This is a genomic window from Acinetobacter sp. PW68 (assembly GCF_020982655.1).
In the GTDB taxonomy this organism is placed as follows: Bacteria; Pseudomonadota; Gammaproteobacteria; order Pseudomonadales; family Moraxellaceae; genus Acinetobacter; species Acinetobacter towneri_A.
Window position 1 is genome coordinate 314,555 of record NZ_JAHZSX010000001.1, and the last position, 17,983, is coordinate 332,537.

A 17,983-nucleotide genomic window follows, 5' to 3' on the forward strand; every position below is an offset into this window, starting at 1 on the left:
CGATTTTAAAATTCTTTTTTTAAAACAAGATGAAAGTGATTGTTTTCGATTTTATTTTTAGTCGTGTTGTAATACTTTTACGACGTGGAAGAGCTTGAAAAGTAGAGCCTTCAGTGGGTTATTTTTGGCAGAAAAGTCAATCCTTTGTTTGGCTGGTGGCGTTTTAAAGCGTGAAGCAGGGTGGGTATAGAGAGCGACTTGCAATGCTGTGTTCTATTTTCTGCGATGACCTCATGCGCTGAAATTGAGTAGAATATGCGACTTTTTAAATTTCTGCTGTTTTCAGTAGTTGGTTTGTTCTATGTTGAAGTGGATTATTTTGGCGATTTTTATCGCTTCAGCGTTGTATATTCAACAGCGCGGCAAGGTGCGTCATAGTTTTTATCGTCAGTTTTTTGACCATTCGACCATTCTTGCACCGATTAACTATTTAATGTACTTATTTTCTAAAGTGCCGAATCAACCTTATATCGACACCCAGCACTTTCAAGATTTAAAGGTTTTGGATGACAATTGGGAAATGATTCGTGATGAAGCCAAAGCTTTATATGAACAGGGCGGTATTAAAGCTTCAAGTAGCTACGATGATTTGGGTTTTAACTCATTCTTTAAAACAGGCTGGAAGCGTTTTTACTTAAAATGGTATGACTCCGCGCATCCATCAGCAGCAGAATTATGTCCAAAAACCACAGCATTATTAAAAACTTTGCCTAGCATTAAGGCGGCGATGTTTACTGAACTAGCGCCCGACAGTCGTTTAGTGCGTCATCGTGACCCGTATGCAGGTTCATTGCGTTACCACTTGGGATTGATGACACCAAATGATGACCGTTGTTTTATTGATGTCGATGGGGAGCGTTATTCATGGCGTGATGGTGAAAGTGTGGTGTTTGATGAAACCTATATTCACTATGCTGAAAATGGCACTTCTCAAAACCGTATTATTTTCTTTGCCGATGTCGAGCGTCCGTTAAAATCACTCTGGATGCAAAAGTTTAATCACTGGTTTGGCAAAAATGTGATGACCGCAGCAAGCTCTCCGAATGAAGCAGGCGATCAGACGGGTGGCTTAAATAAAGTCTTTGGCTATGTCTATCAAGTGCGTTTAAAAGCCAAGGCTTTAAAAGCTAAAAATAGTCGTGTGTACTATTTCTTAAAATGGTTTTTAATGCTCGGGATTTTCTTCTTAATTTTTATTCGCCCTTATGTGTTTTAAAGCATCACAACGCCTTTCGGGGCGTTTTTTTATGATATTTTGAGCAATTTCAGCATCGCGCTTTAATTCCCGGCTACTTTTTTGTATAGAATGAAGCAAATAGGGGAATTTTTATGCAAACGTTTCGTTCTAAAAAAGATTGGTGGGTTTTGGCTTTTGCGATTTGTATGTCTGGTCTATTGATTCAGTTATTGCTGACGATGTACGCCAAAGGCACGATGCCAGAATTTCCTGTGCACACAGGAGTGTATTTCATCACCATTTTTGTGTTGTGGTGGCCTGTGTTCAATACGCGCTATCAGGTCGATGCAGAACGCTTGCAGATTCGTTGTATGTTTTTAAAATGGGATATTCCACGCGACAGTATTCAAAAAATATCTAAAACCAATAATTCGGTCGCGTCACCTGCTTTGTCACTGAAGCGTTTGAAAATTGATTATCTTCAAGCGGGACAGCCAAAATTTGTATTGGTTTCACCTAAAGATCAGACCAAATTTAGTCAGGCCTTGGGAATGGAAATTACCGACTAATCCCTAGGCTTTTAAAGTGAAAGAACACAATCTTGAAGATGAGCAGGGCAGCATCCTTGAGATTCACACAGCATAAGTTGCGGGCTTATTCTATTTTTCGGTGTAATTAATCTGCACTGCAATAAAAAAACATTTCTGATTTTTCAGGATGACTTAAAAAATACAAGGCTAAAATGGGCTCAAGTTCAGTGCGGATTTTGTGCCCCAAATGCCGCACGCCGTAATGAATCATGTCACTGATAAAAATAGACTTTAGCTGCTGCAGTGAATTGAACTTGCGCTGTTGATGCTTCAGGCGATGGTTTAGCTTTTCCAATTCAATTTCGACCAATTGCGGCAGGGCATCAGCAGATACCGCTTAATAATGCAAACTACGGTCAATCCGATTTATAAATTCAGGATCAAATTTACAATGCATGAATTTTCAATGATTGGTTGGATTGGCATACGTTTTAAACACAATTGTTGTATTTTTTGAGGCAATAGATTGAGTTTATTCAAGTATTGTTGTGCGGCCTGAGCGCCTAGATCTAGCTCATAAAAATCATGCTATTGCGAAAGTCTATAGTTTCGGTCTTGCCAACACCTGTCGGGCCAAGCATTCAAGTCACTCGAAGTGGTCGCTCTGTGCTGGAAAAATCGGCCTTGACCACATCCCGCATTTTTTCGATTTCATTCAGCGCTGCATCTTGTCCAATAATCCGTTGACGTAACAATTGCATGACTTGTGTAGGTTCAAAATGAAAGCGCGGCTTGCCAATCAAACGGTCTTTGGCGGATACATACTGATGTGTACTGATCGGCTGGGACGTTGTGGCTTGAATGATCTGTATGCCGTGTAGTGCGGTCGTTATCCTGCACTTTACTGCTGCTGACAAGATGCCTGAGCATAGCAAATCTTGTGTTGCAGACGGATTGTTTTTTCACTGAGCTCATCGTTTTCGTGGATAGATCATGCGATATGCCACAGGATAAAGCTTGAAAAAATCAGACAAAACAGCACATCATGTAAAGAATGCAGCAACAATAGGATGACTCGTGAACCCAAACGCAAGTGAGCATATCGAGAAAATTTTGGCAAATATGACCCAATTGCCAGGGGTTTACCGTATGTTGGGTAAAGACGGGGAATTATTATATGTCGGCAAAGCCAAAAATTTAAAAAACCGTGTGTCGAGTTATTTTGTCAAAACCATCGAGCATCCTAAAACGCAAGCTTTAGTGGCGCGTATATATGATATTGAAACTTTGGTGGTGCGTTCCGAAACCGAAGCATTATTGCTTGAACAAAACCTGATTAAACTGCATCGCCCACCGTACAATATTATGCTGCGCGATGATAAGTCTTATGTTTATATTTTTGTTTCGGCAGATCAGCCTTATCCGCGCATTGCCAGTGGGCGCGGCAAAGGCAAGCATCAGGTTGGTAAGTTTTTTGGGCCATATCCTAGTGCGTATAATGCCCGCGATACTTTGGTGGTATTACAAAAGCTGTTTAATGTGCGGCAGTGTGAAAACAGTTATTTTGCCCAGCGCCAGCGTCCGTGTTTGCAATATCAGATCAAACGCTGTTCGGCTCCGTGTGTTGGATTGATTTCGCCCGAAGAATATAAAGAAGATGTTCATAATTCGATCCGCTTTCTTCAGGGCGATAGCAAAGAACTGAATCAGCAATTGATTGCCAAAATGGAAGCTGCAGCCGAAGCGTTGGAATTTGAAAAAGCAGTCTTTTATCGTGACCGTATGGCATTGCTGCGTGATGTACAGGCACAGCAAGCCATTTATAAAGTCAAAGGTGAAGCCGATATTATCGCAATTGCTTATCAGGCAGGTGTGACCTGTGTGCAAATTATGCACGTGCGCAATGGCAAAATGCTGGGCGGTAAGAGTTATTTTCCAGATATGTTGGGCGATGATTTGGGACAACTATTGTCCGATTTTATTGCCAACTTTTACTTTCAGGTGGCCGATGAAATTCCAGCGGAACTGATTGTCAATGTGGAAGTGGCAGATTGCAAAGAATTGGAGCAAGCTTTACAGCAACACTTCGGTAAAAGAATTCACATCAAACATAAAGTGCGTGAAACTCGTGCCGAGTGGCAAGAATTGGCGCAAATGAATGTGCAGCATGCTATTAAAGGTAAACTCGCTAATCACTTTGAATTAAATGAACGTTTTCATCAGTTAGAACAAGTAGTTGGACGCCCCATTGATCGAATTGAATGTTTTGATATTTCGCACACCATGGGCGAAGACACTGTGGCGTCTTGCGTGGTATTTGACAGTGGTGGTATTCGCAAACGTGATTATCGACAATTTTCCATTCAGAATATTCAGGCAGGAGATGATTATGCCGCCATGCGTCAAGCGCTGACTCGTCGCTATAAAAAAGCCATGTTGCCCGATTTATTGCTCATTGATGGCGGCAAAGGGCAGTTGAATATGGCGATGGAGGTGATGCAGGAATTAGGACTAGATGCCTTTATGATAGGGGTGTCCAAAGGCGAAGGACGCAAACCTGGTTTAGAAACCTTGCACTTTACTGATGGTAGCAAAATTCAGTTGCCTGAAGATCATAAGGCGCTGCATCTGATTCAGCAGGTACGTGATGAAGCACACCGTTTTGCAATTACCAAGCACCGTGCTAAACGTGATAAAAAACGTGGTTCATCGATACTTGAGGTGATTCCAGGCTTGGGGCCAAAACGGCGTCGTGATTTACTCACCCATTTTGGAGGCATACAAGGTGTACTGAAAGCTTCAGAAAAAGAGCTGACTTTAGTGCCTGGACTGGGTGAAGTGATGGCGCGTACGATTTATAAAGTGCTGCATGAATGATGGTTTACTCTAAAAAAGCAGTAATTTATACAAAGGTAAATAGCAAAAAAGTGCATTGACTCTGCCGTCATTGAACATTCACATCAGATCAAAACCCTGTAATATCAACCACAACATTGTTTAAGGAAAAACCATGTCGTTGCTACAGACCTATCAGGCCATTGCCGAACAAGAATGGATCGATATTCCACAGGGTTGGTTACAAGGACGCACCATTTATGGTGGCTTGGTGGCAGGCTTGATGATGCAAAAAGCTCAGCATTGTATTGCCGATCCACAAAAGCGCTTGCTCAGTAGCAGCGTGACTTTTGTTGGACCTGTACAACAAGGTCGGGCACGGCTTACGGCTGAAATTCTTCGGCAGGGTAAATCAGTCACTAGCATTGAGGTGCGTTTGTGGCAGGATGATGCGGTACAAAGCATTTTGATTGCCAGTTTTGGCGTAGCACGTGAATCTAGTATTGTGGTGCAACAGGAACGTACCGCACCAAATTTTGCCCCTGTCAGTGAATTACCAGTTACGCAGCATCACCCTTTAGCACCTGAGTGTTTTCAGCAAATGGATTTGGTCTGGGTAGAAGGGCAGTATCCATTCAGTGCCAGCCATAAACCTGATTTTGCAGGCTGGATGCGTTTTAACCCAAAAAAGCATGCGAATCGTGCGATGACTATTCCCGATTTAATGGTAGCTTTTGATATGTGGCCACCTGGGGTATTGCCGATGTTCAGTCAGCTCGCACCTGCTAGTTCTCTGACATGGCATGTGACCTATATCAATCCTTTGCAAAATCAATTACATGGCTGGATGAAATATAAAGTATTTACTGATCATGCCAGCGATGGTTATGCTACCGAATACGCACACCTTTGGGATGAGCAAGATCGTCTGATTGCGATTGCTCGACAGACCATCACCGTGTTTGCCTAGTGACACCTACTAGCATTTCGTATAAAGTGAAGCCTATTCACGATGACAAATCCTCAAAAAACTTGTGAATATGCAGCGTAAAGAGAGGAAACATTGGCGGTGTCTATGACAACAGGTCGTATCCTGAACATTCCAAATATATTAACTTTGGCTCGAATCGCCTTGATTCCTGTTTTTTTGTTAGTGGCGTATTGGCCTCCTGCAACGGGCGTAAATGGTTACGATGGCGGTATGACACGTCATATTTTGCTGACTTCTATTTTTGTGATCGCTGCCGTGACCGACTGGTTTGATGGCTATTTGGCACGCTCTTTAAATCAGACTTCTGCATTTGGGCGTTTCCTCGACCCTGTAGCAGATAAACTGATGGTGGCTGCGGCATTGATTGTGTTGGTGCAGTGGCAACCTACTATTTCAATGGCTTTTGCAGCGATTGTAATTATTTCCCGTGAAATTACTGTATCTGCATTGCGTGAATGGATGGCTGAGTTGGGCGCACGTACCAGTGTGGCCGTGTCTACCGTGGGGAAATATAAAACGGCATTCCAAATGATTGCAATTTCAGTGTTCTTATTGAACTGGCAGCCTTTAGAAATGTTGGCGTATTTGCTGCTTTATACCGCTGTAATTTTAACTTTGTGGTCGATGTTTATTTACTTAAAAGCCGCTTGGCCGTATTTGAAACAGCCTTAAAGTAGACTGTTAAAAACAGATTCATCCCTAAGTGCTTCTATCATGAAGCACTTTTTTATTAACTGTGAGTTTCTTCTTCGGTATCATCTTCAAAGGTTTTGGCAATTTTTTCAATATTTAAGCTCTTTGCCATCGCATCAAAAATTTCTTTATAAACCCCATTTTGATGATAAAGCGTGTCATGTTCACCATGTTCTGCAATTCTGCCCTCCTTCATGACATAGGTGTAATCGGCATCAATAATTTGCGATAAGCTATGTGAAATGATGATCACGGTACGGCCTTGTTTAATTTCATCCAGACTTTGCTTAATTTGTTCGGTTGCAATAGCGTCTAGACTAGCGGTAGGTTCATCTAAAAAAATAATAGGTGGATTTTTCAGGAACATACGTGCAAGGGCAATGCGTTGTTGTTGGCCGCCTGAAAGCATCAGGGCATCTGAGTCATAAGCCTCAGGCAAATGCAAAATTTGTTCGTGAATGGAGGCTTTTTTTGCGGCCCGAATCACATCTTCTAAGCTAGCATCAGTTTTGCCATAACGAATATTTTCAAAAATAGAGCCTTGGAAAATATGGTTTTTTTGCAAAACTAAGCCGATATGATCACGTAAATACTGAGTATCGATCTGTTGTATGTCTATTCCATCGAGTTGAATCGTACCATTTTGCGGTTCATAGAATTTATCTAATAAACTGATCAGCGTGGATTTTCCCGCCCCCGATAATCCCACTAATGCAGTAATTTTATTGGGCTGGATCTGCATCTGAATGTCTTTGAGTGCATGATGTCCATTCGGATAAAAAAAGTTTACCTGTTGCAGGTCAAACTGCCCTCGAATGATGGGTTTAAGCGTACCACTTGGTTCAATTTCATGCTCGGCTTCCAAAATTTGAAAGAAGCTTTCTGAATAGATCATTGCATCATTGACTTCATCATAAATACGATGCAATGAGCGAATGGGGGCAGAAACATTGCCAAACAGTAACACGTGATACATGATCATGCCGATGCTCATTTGTCCATCTAATACAAAATAAGCCGTTAAAATAATAATCAGCACCACTCCAATTTGTTCAATAAAGCTTTTTAAACCATCAAATAAAAAACTGGTTTGGCGGGTCTGCATTTGATTGTGGGTCAGTTTTTTCTGCAGGGTGAGTTGTTTTTCTGCTTCGATGCTTTCTCTGTTAAATGATTTAATCACGGTGATTGAGTTGATAATGCTAAGAATCCCTTGGCTTTTTTTCTCACGTCCATCACGTAAATTACGTCGCCAACTGCCTAACTTTTGCGCTTGCAGATAGGTCAGCCAAAAATAAATGGGAACAATAACCGTGGCGAGCAAGCCCACATATACATTGGCATAGTACATTAAGCCTAAAGCCACAATCGCACTGGTAAATAGCGGTAAAATATCAATAAAGAAAATTTGCACTAAACGGGTGAGTGAACCAATCCCTCGGTCTATACGTGTTTGTAATTTGCCTGCTTGGTTGTTGTCTTGATTAAAAAAAGCCAAACGGTAACGTAAAAACTTTTCAATAATGCCTTGAGCTAAATCTTGTGAGACAAAAATGCGTAGTTTTTCACCGTAAAACTTCTGTCCAAATTGCACAAAGGCATTGATGATTTCTTTGCCCAGTAAAATGACTGAAATCGTGATTAAAATATGCCAGCCTGCCGCAAGTCCTTGTCCCGCTTCAATTAAGGCATTAATGCTATCGACTGCATATTGTAAAGTGAGTGCATTGACTTGGGCGGTAAATGAGCCAATTAAGGTTAAAATCAGGGTTGCGATCACCAACATTCGGTAGGGACGAACAAAGGGACGCAATTTTTGAAACAAATGCCATAAATTCATAAGCTATTATTATCAGCACAATGATTTTAAGTCTAAGGATGAACGTTAGGTCTCACACACTCGGAAGCTGAGTCATTTTGTGAGCAGTTTTATCCTAATTTTTAGATTACACAGTAGAGTGGGTTCATCATGAATCTAGAGTTGTTTAGCCCTGAGCCTCGTGACAACATACTGCCTTATGACGGCATTGTACAGGACTATGGTCTGGTGCTGAATGTGGAGCATAGTGCGCGTTATTTACAGTATTTTCTGCAACATTTGGCATGGCAGCCTGATGAAGGTCGGCTCTTTGGTCAGTATTATCGGACCAAGCGCCAAGTCGCATGGTATGGCGATGAGCAGTATCAATATCGGTATTCGGGTGCTTTAAAGCAGGCTCATGTTTGGCTACCTGCTTTGTGGCGGCTGAAACAGCAAGTTGAACAATGGGTCGGGCATCCCTTTAATTCATGTTTGGCCAATTTATATCAAGATGGTACGCAGGGCTTGGGCTGGCATAGTGACGATGAGCCGAATTTAGGAAAAAACGTTGTCATTGCTTCATTGAGTTTTGGAGCAACCCGTAAATTCAGTTTTAAGCATAAACATACGGCATATAAAGTGGATCTTTTATTGCAGAGTGGTCAGTTGCTTGTGATGCGAGGACAAACACAGCAGTATTGGAAACATGCATTAATGAAGTCCAATAAAATTATACAACCCAGAATTAATCTTACCTTTCGCTATTTTCATAGCACTTTCTGAATAAGATCGTCCTCAGTTTTAAATTTTGCCACGTTAGGTTGAGTTCACGTCTAGGCTTAAATCGGTATATAGTATTTCAACCTGTTTTTAAATTTGTTGGGCATTATCCTGCAAAATTTCAATCAGCTTTTGCAAATTGATAAATTCAAAACGGTTTTTAGATGCCAACAGCATCAAGACATAAGGCGCATCTTTAGATGAAAAATGAATCGGTACAGATAAGCCTGCAATATCTGAATCAAGATCGCTATTAGAAAATAATAGCCTTGTTTTTTGATTATGTGCATCAGCTTCAAATAATCATCCGCATCTTTTGCAAAATTAACTTGCCCCAATTCGGCAGAAAAACGCTGGTAATAGTCTAAAATTTTAGCTTTAGGCAAGTGTGCCATAATCATTCTTGGCGATGAGCCGACATAAACAGGACGTGGGTAGCCGCGACCATAAGACAGTAAAGGCGTATCTTTAAAGATTTCGTGATGTACATCAATGCAAGAATCTTGATTAAGCTGGGTCAATAAACAGCAAAATTCAGCATGTTCCGCAATTTTTTCATAAACGGAATGCTGATGGTGACCAATGGATTGGTCGTACGAGAGATAAAATCCAATACCGCAATTGGGGGCCCAAGAGTGTAATCTCACGAGGTGCCACTCATGTGTTGCAACAACTCTGCCGAAACCAACTCTTTTAAATAGCGGTAACTCGTAGGTTTAGATAAACCGAGTTACTCACTCATCGTATCTACATTAGTGACAGCACGTGCGGTTGAATATAAGTCTAAGACTGTGAGAATCTTGCCAAAGCTAGACAGTGCTATGCGGATTTACCCATTCAACCCAAAAGGATGATGTCACTTTATATCAAAAAATAGCCAGACCAATCGACTTTTTACAGAGGGAATTAAGTGTACTAGGGATCAATCTCCCCATTCTTTTAGGTTTGTCGATGTTATCAATTTGAAACAGGATTTAAGGTTGAACGCCGTGAGGGTCACGATACCAGCTTTCAATCAATAGTGCTGCGGCAAGACTGTCGGCAGCGAGCTTTTTGCCACGGCCTTGAGCTTGATAATGATCAAGCTCATCACGTGCTTCACGTGTAGTTAGGCGTTCATCGACCATTAGGGTATGGATATTGCTTTGATGGCGTAAGCGTTTAGCAAACTTACGCGCACGGGTAGATAGTTCCGACTCACTATCATCCATATTTAAAGGCAAGCCCACTAGAAATAATTGCGGCTGATGTTGCTTGATAATTTTTAGCAAGTTTTCCCATTGCGGAATGCCATCTTTCATGGGGAAAAGGGCGAGTGGGGTTGCACTTTCAATCAGTGCCTGCCCCACAGCCATGCCCATTTTTTTGGTGCCAAAGTCAAATGCCATAATGTTTTGGGCTTGAGTCGTTTCAGGCATGACCAATCTCTGAAGATAACCAAGTTGGATCTACGCCCATTTTGCGATATGCGGCATCCCAACGGTCGTCATAAGGTAAATTGAAAATCAAATCCATGTCCGATTCACAAATGAGCCAATCGCCACGGGCAATTTCTTGTTCCAGTTGCTGTTTGCCCCAACTGGCATAGCCCAAGGCAATTTGGTAGCGTCCAACGCCTTCATTGTGGGCAATCGCATCTAAAATATCTTTAGAGGTGGTGATACAGACATTTTCACCCACTGCGATAGATGAATGCCAAGTTGGCTGCCCTGTGTGTAAAACAAAACCTGCCTCAGGTCGTAATGGACCACCTTGTAGAACTTCGTGAGGATGCACATTATCTGCATCAATATCTAAATCATTGAGCAATTCTTTGATTTGGATACCCGATGGACGGTTGAGAATAATGCCTTGCGCACCGTCTTCATCATGACGTGCCAAATAGATGACGGTGTTTGCAAAAAACTCATCATTCATATCGGGCGGGGCTATGAGACAGCGATGCGTCAGATATTGTTTAGTCACCTAAGCAATTCTCCTTAATCTGAGGTGGTGGCAAACAGAACTGTAAACCTACTTGGAAACGTAAACGAGTTACAGCCAAATCATACAAATATACATTTCTTAGCTGTACTTATCCCATAAAACCACTGTGATGACAACTTTGCTTTGGTAAAAGTGAGACAAAGTATAAATAAAAGAATAAATTTAAAATTTAGAAAAAATGATGTCATTAAATTTATCTATTTAGTTACAAAGTTGAAGATATAGAAACATAATAATTGATTGCTTTATTATCTTTGTGATAAGGGTTTGTTTAAATTTGTTGTGTATATTTTTTAATCTACTTTTAATTTTAACGAATGTGTTTTCTGTTTTTTAATTGCAAAATAGGCGGTTTTATTGCATTTATATTCTCTTTTATTAAATATTAAGTTTGTCTAATTAATAGTGATTTTTTTATATAAAAAATCTATAAATTTGTTTGTTGCTTTTGTAAGTTTTGTGCTTTTATGTAAAATTTGTGTTTTTTACAGCTTGATATGTTTCAATAAATATACATAAAATACATATTAAAACAAAAAATAATTGTTTGTAAGATGGTGAAATTTTCATCTTTTATAGCTTTTTTTGATGGTTTAATATGAATTATTTAATAAAGGGAAGTTTGTTTGCTGCTGTTTTTTCAGCTTCAGTTTTTTCTCAAGCAGCAATTTTTGGAACTTATAATGAAGAAGGTAATTTGTTTCGCAGTCATTTGAATAATCATTTATCTGAAGATTTAGCTGCTAAATTTAAAGATAAAGTAGATTCAAAAGACGGCGTACTATATTTACTGGAGCAGGCACGTTTATTACAAGTCAATCATCAGTAAGTTGACAAAAATAACTAATCATGCGAAAAAGTTTTTTTAGTTAACAGATGTTCACACATGCCTCGAATTGTTTCTGTACCACTTAGTTTAGAACAGCGAGAACGACTCATTTTTCTGGTAAAGCATGCAAAACATTGGCGTGAAAGACAACGTGCCCAAACTATTCTCTGGCTTTCTGAAGGTAAAAGTGTTGCGGAAGTTGCCACTCTACAAGAACGCATCCCAGAAACCATAAGGCTACAACGCCGACGTTGGGAATTGTATGAGTTTGAATCGATTAAAGAAGGTCATCGCTCAGGTCGGTACAATACATTGATCTCAGACTATCAGGCGAAAATCCTAGATTGGGTCAATACAAGTCCACTCAATGCAGAACAAATCCGAGTCAAACTACATGAAGAATACGAAGTGTCCGTGTCTGTTGAAACCATTCGTAAGTTTTTACGAGATTCAGGTATGGTCTTCAAGCGTACCCGTCATAGCTTGAAAAAAGAGATCCGATTGCATTTGAACAAGCAACACAGCAGATTGAAAAATTACGAGAGCAAGCGGCACGTGGTGAAATTATATTAGGTTATGTTGATGAAACAGGGTTTTCATCTACACCTGATAACCGCTATGCGTGGACAAAGATAGGTGATGTTCATGCGGTTGATGCAATAAGATTAAAACGAGTTAATGTCATGGGGTGTTTGCTTTCAACGGGGAAACTGGTGACAAGTTGTTTACAAGAGTCAGTTACAAGCACTTGGTTTTATGCCTATTTAACTGGAATAGCTCAACAAGTAAAACAGACTTATAACCTTCCATTGGTTCTTATTGTTGATAATGCCTCGATTCATAGAAGTAAAAAGATGGCTGATTACAGAGAGCTACTTAAAAGTAACTTTTCGACGAATTTGTATTTTATTCCAGCTTATAGCCCTGAGTTAAATCGAATCGAGATGGTATGGAAGCAGATGAAATATTATTGGCGAGATTTTCAAGTCATGACAGCTGATAAAATAGAGCAATGGGTGGAGAGAGTATCAAACCAATTCGGAAAAGAATACATGTTTACTTTTTAATGACAGCTTATGAAGAAAGTTTGAATCATTATAAGCAGGCTTTTGAATTGCTAGATAAACAAAAAAGTCGTGCAAAAATTAGTCTGAGTCGGGTCGGATTTAAAGCACTTTCTATGGTGAGTAATGATTCGGTGGTGCCTTATTTGGTGCCACCTCATGAACAGGTATTGGCACATATTTCTCAAGCCAAAAATTATATTTTTCTAAAAAACCTTGAGGCTGCTGCTGTAGAAATGCGTGTTGCACAGGGTATTCAGCGTGAAATTGAACTGGCGCATCAGGCTGAGTTTGAAAAGAAAAAAGAGAAAAATACAAAAGCAAATGCATCTTCAAATGCCGCATTGCATGTTTTAGATGAGGCATTTGTTGGCTTAGATCCAATTGCGGGCAAGATTAAGAATACTTATCAAAATGCTTATGCTTTTTACATGGCTGCTAACTTGTGGGAAACCTTAGGCGAATATAACGATGCTTTGGTGGATTACAAAAAAGCTTATGAGTTACAGCCTGATGAGCAGATTGCTAAGGATGTAAAGCGTTTAGATCAATTGGTTGCAAAACAAAGTAATAGTAGTGTGCCTGTTATTGTATTTATTGAACAAGGTATCGTTCCACAGAAAGTTGAAAATAAGTTAGATATTCCGACTCCGGGCGGCATTATCAACATTGCTTTTGCAACTTATGAACCTAGCACTTATGTTGCACCTAAAAGCCTGAAAGTGAAGCTGAATAATCGAGTTTTGCAAGACAGTTATGTGATTAGTGATATTGGTGCATTGGCTGTCAAAGACTTAAAAGAAAAAGTCGTTGGAACTTTAACAACCCAAGTGATTCGTGCCACAGCCAAATATGCTGCTCAAAAAGAGCTTGGTAACCAATTTGGTGTTTTAGGGCAATTGGCAGGTAACGTGCTCAATATGGCAACCGAGCGAGCAGATTTACGAGCTTGGACAACTTTGCCAAGTAATACGCAAATTGCACGTCTGAACTTAACACCAGGGACACACAACTTACAGTTATCGTCAGGTAATTTGTCAAGCTCCTCTGTGAAGTTGGATGTAAAAGCCAATGAGACAGTATTTGTTTATGCACATCATGTGAATGACAAAATTACAGCAAGTGTAAGTAGTATTCCACGCCAATAATATTGAAGAGAACTTTATGAAAAATCAGTTAAAACTCGCATTACTCGCTCTTAGTGCTGCGGCGATGGTTGGATGTACAGCCCCTAATGCTTTGTCTACACAGACAGATGCAAATAACGAAGTAAGTATTCGCACCATTACCAATAACCCAGTCTTAACCACTGAGGTATTTGTTGAGCGTGTGGGAATGTCCATGGCAGGCGACTTAAAAAAGGCATCAATTGCCATTAAAAACCGCCGTTTCAATAACAAAGATTTTAGCTACAAAATCGTATGGGTCGATGCGCATGGGGCAGAAGTGAACCCTGAAGGTGCGATTTGGAAACCAATTCAGTTAACGGGTCGAGAGGTGAAGGGCGTGCAATCTTTAGCACCAAATCCATCGGCTGTAGATGTTGTTGTGTATTTAAAGAAATAAGTGAGATAGAGCAATGAATGCAAAGTTAATCATGGCTGTGGTAGCAACTTCTGTTTTGGCAACAGGTTGTGCAACAACGGGTAGTGCAGTGAGTTATGGTGATGCTCAGGCTGTAGAAACTTTAACGAAAGATTTTGGATCGACAGATCTACAAATGATTGCTGCAAAGATGGTGGATGATATGCTGACCTTCCCACCTGTGGTGCAAATGACGCAAACTCGTCGTCCAGTCATTGTACTTGATCGTATTCATAACAAGACACAAGAACATATCGATACAGAATCTATTACAGATACGATTCAGAACAAATTAATTAATTCAGGGAAGTTCCGTTTTGTAGATATGAAATCTGTCAATGCGATGGCGCAGCAACTTGCCTATCAAAAACAAAGCGGCATGGTCAATCAAGCGACTGCAGTGCGTACTGGTGGACATATCGGTGCTGAATATATGCTCAATGGCAATCTATCTAGTATTGTAAAAAATGCAGGTGGTAAGAGCGATGTGTATTACAAGTTCACATTTAAATTGCAGAACTTACAAACTGGCATTGTAGAGTGGACAGGCGAAAAAGAAATCCGTAAGGCAGCAAAGCGCTCAACTTTTGGTCTTTAATTTAATCTGAAAGCAACTGCGCTGTGATAAGCGCAGTTGCTGTTGAAGAATAGAACATGAAAAAAATATTATTTGCAGGCTTATTATCTGGATTATTGTGCAGTCCTGCTTTTGCTGCGATTAAAGAAGTGATTAAAGAGGCAACGGGTAGTGGTCCAACACAACACCAAGCTATTTCTGAAGCATTATTGATTGCAGTTCAATCGGTGAATGGTGCTTCGGTATCGTCACAAATGAATTATGAAGAAACAGTTTCTTTATCTGTAAGTAATCAGGGCTGGACATATACGGGTAAAGTTTCACCTGTATTTAGTGTAGCCAATGAAGGTTCGGGTTCTGTCACCAAGTTTCAGGTCTTGAGTGTTTCTGGTGCTAAAAATAATTATCGCGCTAAAGTTCGCGCTCATGTTGTGAAGTTTGAATCTACTGTACAAGATCAACACATGCGCCGTATTGCGGTCTTGCCATTTCAAATGGCAGAAAAAAATAACCGCTTAGCCAGCGGTGCTTCTGCTTCTGAGTTTAGTCAAGAATTATCAGATACTTTAGGTACTTATTTAGCACAGTCAGGGCAGTTAAGTGTTGTTGATCGTCATTACATAGATGAAATGCAATTTGAAAATGACTTCCTGTATTGGGATGGTGCACCGCATGAGTTAGCGCGTATTGGTCAAAAAGTAGGTGCTGATTATTTACTCGTGGGGCGTATTAACGATTTGTCAGTTGCTAGCGGTCAACAAATGTATGGATTAAATGCTGGTGCAGAGCAGGTGCGTTTAACGTGGCGAGTGATTGAGGCGAATACCAGTAAGGTGGTTGCGGCAGGGACTTTTAATCGTACCTTATCGAACTTGATGACACAGAATCTTTTAAATAATAGTTTAAATGATAGTACTGCAGATAAGATTGCCCAAAGTTTAAATCCTGAAATTTTACAGGGTCTTAAACTACAACCTGTGCAATCTTCTAGCAGTCAATTTTATGACACCTCTCCAGGTTATGAAATGACGCCCGGTTCAAGTGACCAACCTGTGAAATGGTAAATAATGATAAAGCTTGTTTTAAACCTAAATAAATCCCCTGAAAATCAGGGGATTTATTTTTTTAAGCCTGTTGAAACTTCAATTGGCGTAATTGTTTTGCGTGTTGCAGGGTGGTGTCATTAATTTCAACACCGCCAGTCATACGCGCTAATTCTAAAATACGCGCATCTTCTTCTAATTCAACAATGGTACTGCTAGCAGGGTCGGTCTGACGCTTTTTCACCAAAAGGTGCTGATCAGACTGTGCAGCTACTTGCGCTTGGTGGGTAATACATAAAATTTGAACGTGTTGCGCCAAACCTGCGAGCAAACGCCCCACAATTTCAGCAGTACCACCACTAATCCCGACATCAATTTCATCAAAAACCAAAACTTCAGCTTCAGTTTTTTCGGCATTCATGACTTGCATGACCAAGGCAATCCGCGATAATTCGCCACCAGAAGCCACACGTGCTAATGGCTGAGCAGGAATACCTTTGTTGGCAGTAAACAGTAGTTGAATAAAACTTAACCCCTCCGCAGAAACCTGCTCTAAAGGTTCAAACTTAAATTCAAAATGTGCCTCAGGCAGTGCCAACTGTTTGACTTGCTCGGTCAGTTGTTTGGCAAGTGGTGCGGCTGCTTCACGACGGATGTCATCTAAATGTTGTGCTTTGGCTAAAAAGTCCTGATGTGCCACTTCGACTTGTTCTGCCAAAGTTTCAGGGTCTTCAAGTTCATGTAAAGCAGTGAGCTCAGTTTGCCAAGTATCAAATTCTTGTTTTAATAATTCAGGTTGTGTGCGGTATTTACGCGCTAAACGATGAAAGACTTCTAATTTTTGATTCAGTTCTTCCATGCGTTCAGGGTCAAAGCTTTGACGATCAATAAACTGACGTAAATTGGCTGTCGCATCATCTAATTCACTTTGCGCATTTAACAATGAGTTATAAATTTCTGATAATTGTTCACTTCGTCCCGCATGCGATTCCAAGCGGCGAATAATCGAAGCAATTTCCTGAGTGATGTTTTGCTCGGCTTCGTCTAAGGCATTTAAGCTATAACTGCAGTCCTGCATGATATGTTCATGATGGCTTAGGCGATCAAACTCTTGTTCAATCTCCTTATAATCGATTTGTACCAGTTCTTCGAGTTCTTCGAGCTGTAAGTTTAAAGTTTCGATGCGCTGCTTGCGAGTTGCCTGTGCATCCAGCGCCGCCTGATGCTGTCGGATATTTTTTTGCCAGGTACTATAAGCATCACGTACTGCTTGGGCAGGGGTATAAAAATTATAATAACGATCAAGCCAGTGCTTTGGATAAGGCGGTTCCAACAATTGTTGTTGGCTGTGCTGGCTATATAGCTGTACTAGCAAGCGTCCAATTTCTTTCAGCTCTGACAAACTGCTTGGGCGTCCATTAATCCATGCCTTGCTGCGTCCTGTGGCAAAAATTACCCGACGTAAATGGATTTCACCAGACTCATCATCTAATTCATGTTCTTTTAGCCATTGTGCTTCAGGGCTATTGTCCTGATAACTGAAACTCGCAGTCACATCGGCTTTATCTGAGCCAAAACGCACATAATTGGTATCGGTACGTTCACCTAAACAGGCAGAGAGAGCATCTAATAGTAAGGATTTACCAGCACCTGTTTCCCCTGTGAGAACGTTAAAACCTGTTTCAATATCCAGTGCTAAGTGGTCGGCAAGGGCAAAGTTAATCAGTGTTAAATGAGTCAGCATAAACGCATCCAAGCTGCGAAAAGTGTCAGTGAAAGAGAGTTAAGTTTTGGAAATGCCATAACAAGGCTGTTATTTTCGTCTGTTTAATTCTAGCTTAAATTGCAGCACAAACAACAAAAAATGTACCCGATAAGCATCCTATATAAAACGCAAGATTCGTTGACCATTTCATTTGATAGTCATCAAATTGCAGTATATTCGCTTAGGAAGTTTTTAGATGCTGCCTGATCGGGTGAAACTTAAATGATACACATACTATTTGTGATCTGTTTCACATTCAGATTTAGCACTTTAGTGGGGATGAATCTGCAGAGTACTTTGAATGCCTTTGGCATTGGCTTAGACTATG

Annotated in this window: 17 protein-coding genes and 2 pseudogenes; 13 read left to right on the forward strand and 6 right to left on the reverse strand. The window is 40.5% G+C overall.

Annotated features, from left to right (window positions below; all coding sequences use genetic code 11):
* The first annotated feature begins 301 nt into the window (after positions 1 to 301).
* A complete protein-coding gene (gene lpxO, locus K1T76_RS01410) occupies positions 302 to 1,216 on the forward strand; it encodes a lipid A hydroxylase LpxO (protein WP_180096076.1) in 915 nt (304 codons plus the stop codon).
* Between the two features lie 113 nt (positions 1,217 to 1,329).
* A complete protein-coding gene (locus K1T76_RS01415; RefSeq protein WP_230243924.1) occupies positions 1,330 to 1,746 on the forward strand; it encodes a PH domain-containing protein in 417 nt (138 codons plus the stop codon).
* A gap of 106 nt (positions 1,747 to 1,852) precedes the next feature.
* Here K1T76_RS01415 and K1T76_RS01420 read toward each other — a convergent pair.
* Positions 1,853 to 2,468, reverse strand: a pseudogene (locus K1T76_RS01420) (hypothetical protein).
* 316 nt (positions 2,469 to 2,784) lie between these two features.
* Between K1T76_RS01420 and uvrC the strand changes: the two are divergent.
* The 3 genes from uvrC (at position 2,785) to pgsA (ending at position 6,205) form a co-directional block, all read left to right on the forward strand.
* Positions 2,785 to 4,584, forward strand: a complete 1,800-nt coding sequence (uvrC, locus tag K1T76_RS01425) for an excinuclease ABC subunit UvrC (protein WP_070155468.1) — start codon at positions 2,785 to 2,787, stop codon at positions 4,582 to 4,584.
* 133 nt (positions 4,585 to 4,717) lie between these two features.
* Entirely contained in the window at positions 4,718 to 5,512 is a 795-nt protein-coding gene (locus K1T76_RS01430) for a thioesterase family protein (RefSeq protein WP_019836097.1), read from the forward strand.
* 105 nt (positions 5,513 to 5,617) lie between these two features.
* On the forward strand, positions 5,618 to 6,205 hold the full coding sequence (gene pgsA / locus K1T76_RS01435; protein ID WP_168417596.1) for a CDP-diacylglycerol--glycerol-3-phosphate 3-phosphatidyltransferase: 588 nt from the start codon (positions 5,618 to 5,620) through the stop codon (positions 6,203 to 6,205).
* A 58-nt stretch (positions 6,206 to 6,263) separates the two neighbouring features.
* Here pgsA and K1T76_RS01440 read toward each other — a convergent pair whose 3' ends face one another.
* A complete protein-coding gene (locus tag K1T76_RS01440; RefSeq protein WP_070155472.1) occupies positions 6,264 to 8,066 on the reverse strand; it encodes an ABC transporter ATP-binding protein in 1,803 nt (600 codons plus the stop codon).
* A gap of 129 nt (positions 8,067 to 8,195) precedes the next feature.
* Here K1T76_RS01440 and K1T76_RS01445 point away from each other — a divergent pair, with 129 nt between their 5' ends.
* Entirely contained in the window at positions 8,196 to 8,810 is a 615-nt protein-coding gene (locus K1T76_RS01445; protein ID WP_019836094.1) for an alpha-ketoglutarate-dependent dioxygenase AlkB family protein, read from the forward strand.
* A gap of 87 nt (positions 8,811 to 8,897) precedes the next feature.
* On the opposite strand, the pseudogene K1T76_RS01450 reads toward K1T76_RS01445, so the two are convergent.
* The 3 genes and pseudogenes from K1T76_RS01450 to K1T76_RS01460 form a co-directional block, all read right to left on the reverse strand.
* Positions 8,898 to 9,630 (reverse strand): annotated as a pseudogene (locus K1T76_RS01450) (IclR family transcriptional regulator).
* Positions 9,631 to 9,781: 151 nt separating this feature from the next.
* The gene (gene ruvX / locus K1T76_RS01455) at positions 9,782 to 10,225 is read right to left on the reverse strand and encodes a Holliday junction resolvase RuvX (protein ID WP_230243925.1); all 444 of its coding nucleotides are present in this window, start codon (positions 10,223 to 10,225) and stop codon (positions 9,782 to 9,784) included.
* Positions 10,218 to 10,772, reverse strand: coding sequence for a YqgE/AlgH family protein (locus K1T76_RS01460; protein WP_026437983.1), 555 nt, complete (start codon positions 10,770 to 10,772; stop codon positions 10,218 to 10,220). Before K1T76_RS01460 ends, ruvX begins: the two co-directional genes overlap by 8 nt.
* Before the next feature lie 619 nt (positions 10,773 to 11,391).
* On the opposite strand from K1T76_RS01460, the gene K1T76_RS01465 reads away from it, so the two are divergent.
* From K1T76_RS01465 to K1T76_RS01495, 7 genes are read left to right on the forward strand one after another with little or no spacing between them, the layout of a single operon-like run.
* Positions 11,392 to 11,622, forward strand: a complete 231-nt coding sequence (locus K1T76_RS01465) for a hypothetical protein (RefSeq protein WP_230243926.1) — start codon at positions 11,392 to 11,394, stop codon at positions 11,620 to 11,622.
* A gap of 57 nt (positions 11,623 to 11,679) precedes the next feature.
* On the forward strand, positions 11,680 to 12,195 hold the full coding sequence (locus K1T76_RS01470) for a helix-turn-helix domain-containing protein (RefSeq protein ID WP_442780663.1): 516 nt from the start codon (positions 11,680 to 11,682) through the stop codon (positions 12,193 to 12,195).
* Positions 12,150 to 12,689 carry an IS630 family transposase gene (locus K1T76_RS01475; RefSeq protein WP_141730351.1) on the forward strand — a complete coding sequence of 180 codons (540 nt, stop codon included), beginning with the start codon at positions 12,150 to 12,152 and terminating at the stop codon, positions 12,687 to 12,689. Before K1T76_RS01470 ends, K1T76_RS01475 begins: the two co-directional genes overlap by 46 nt.
* On the forward strand, positions 12,689 to 13,834 hold the full coding sequence (locus K1T76_RS01480; RefSeq protein WP_230243927.1) for a hypothetical protein: 1,146 nt from the start codon (positions 12,689 to 12,691) through the stop codon (positions 13,832 to 13,834). The genes K1T76_RS01475 and K1T76_RS01480 overlap by 1 nt, the downstream gene beginning before the upstream one ends.
* Before the next feature lie 16 nt (positions 13,835 to 13,850).
* Complete coding sequence (locus tag K1T76_RS01485; protein WP_019836090.1) at positions 13,851 to 14,252, forward strand: DUF1425 domain-containing protein; 402 nt, start codon at positions 13,851 to 13,853, stop codon at positions 14,250 to 14,252.
* 13 nt (positions 14,253 to 14,265) lie between these two features.
* Complete coding sequence (gene lpoB / locus K1T76_RS01490) at positions 14,266 to 14,868, forward strand: penicillin-binding protein activator LpoB (RefSeq protein ID WP_004975849.1); 603 nt, start codon at positions 14,266 to 14,268, stop codon at positions 14,866 to 14,868.
* A gap of 56 nt (positions 14,869 to 14,924) precedes the next feature.
* The gene (locus K1T76_RS01495; protein ID WP_230243928.1) at positions 14,925 to 15,911 is read left to right on the forward strand and encodes a CsgG/HfaB family protein; all 987 of its coding nucleotides are present in this window, start codon (positions 14,925 to 14,927) and stop codon (positions 15,909 to 15,911) included.
* Between the two features lie 61 nt (positions 15,912 to 15,972).
* On the opposite strand, the gene recN is transcribed toward K1T76_RS01495, so the two are convergent.
* Positions 15,973 to 17,634 (reverse strand): DNA repair protein RecN, encoded by a 1,662-nt coding sequence (recN, locus tag K1T76_RS01500; protein ID WP_179989691.1) that lies wholly within the window; start codon positions 17,632 to 17,634, stop codon positions 15,973 to 15,975.
* Between the last annotated feature and the right edge of the window lie 349 nt (positions 17,635 to 17,983).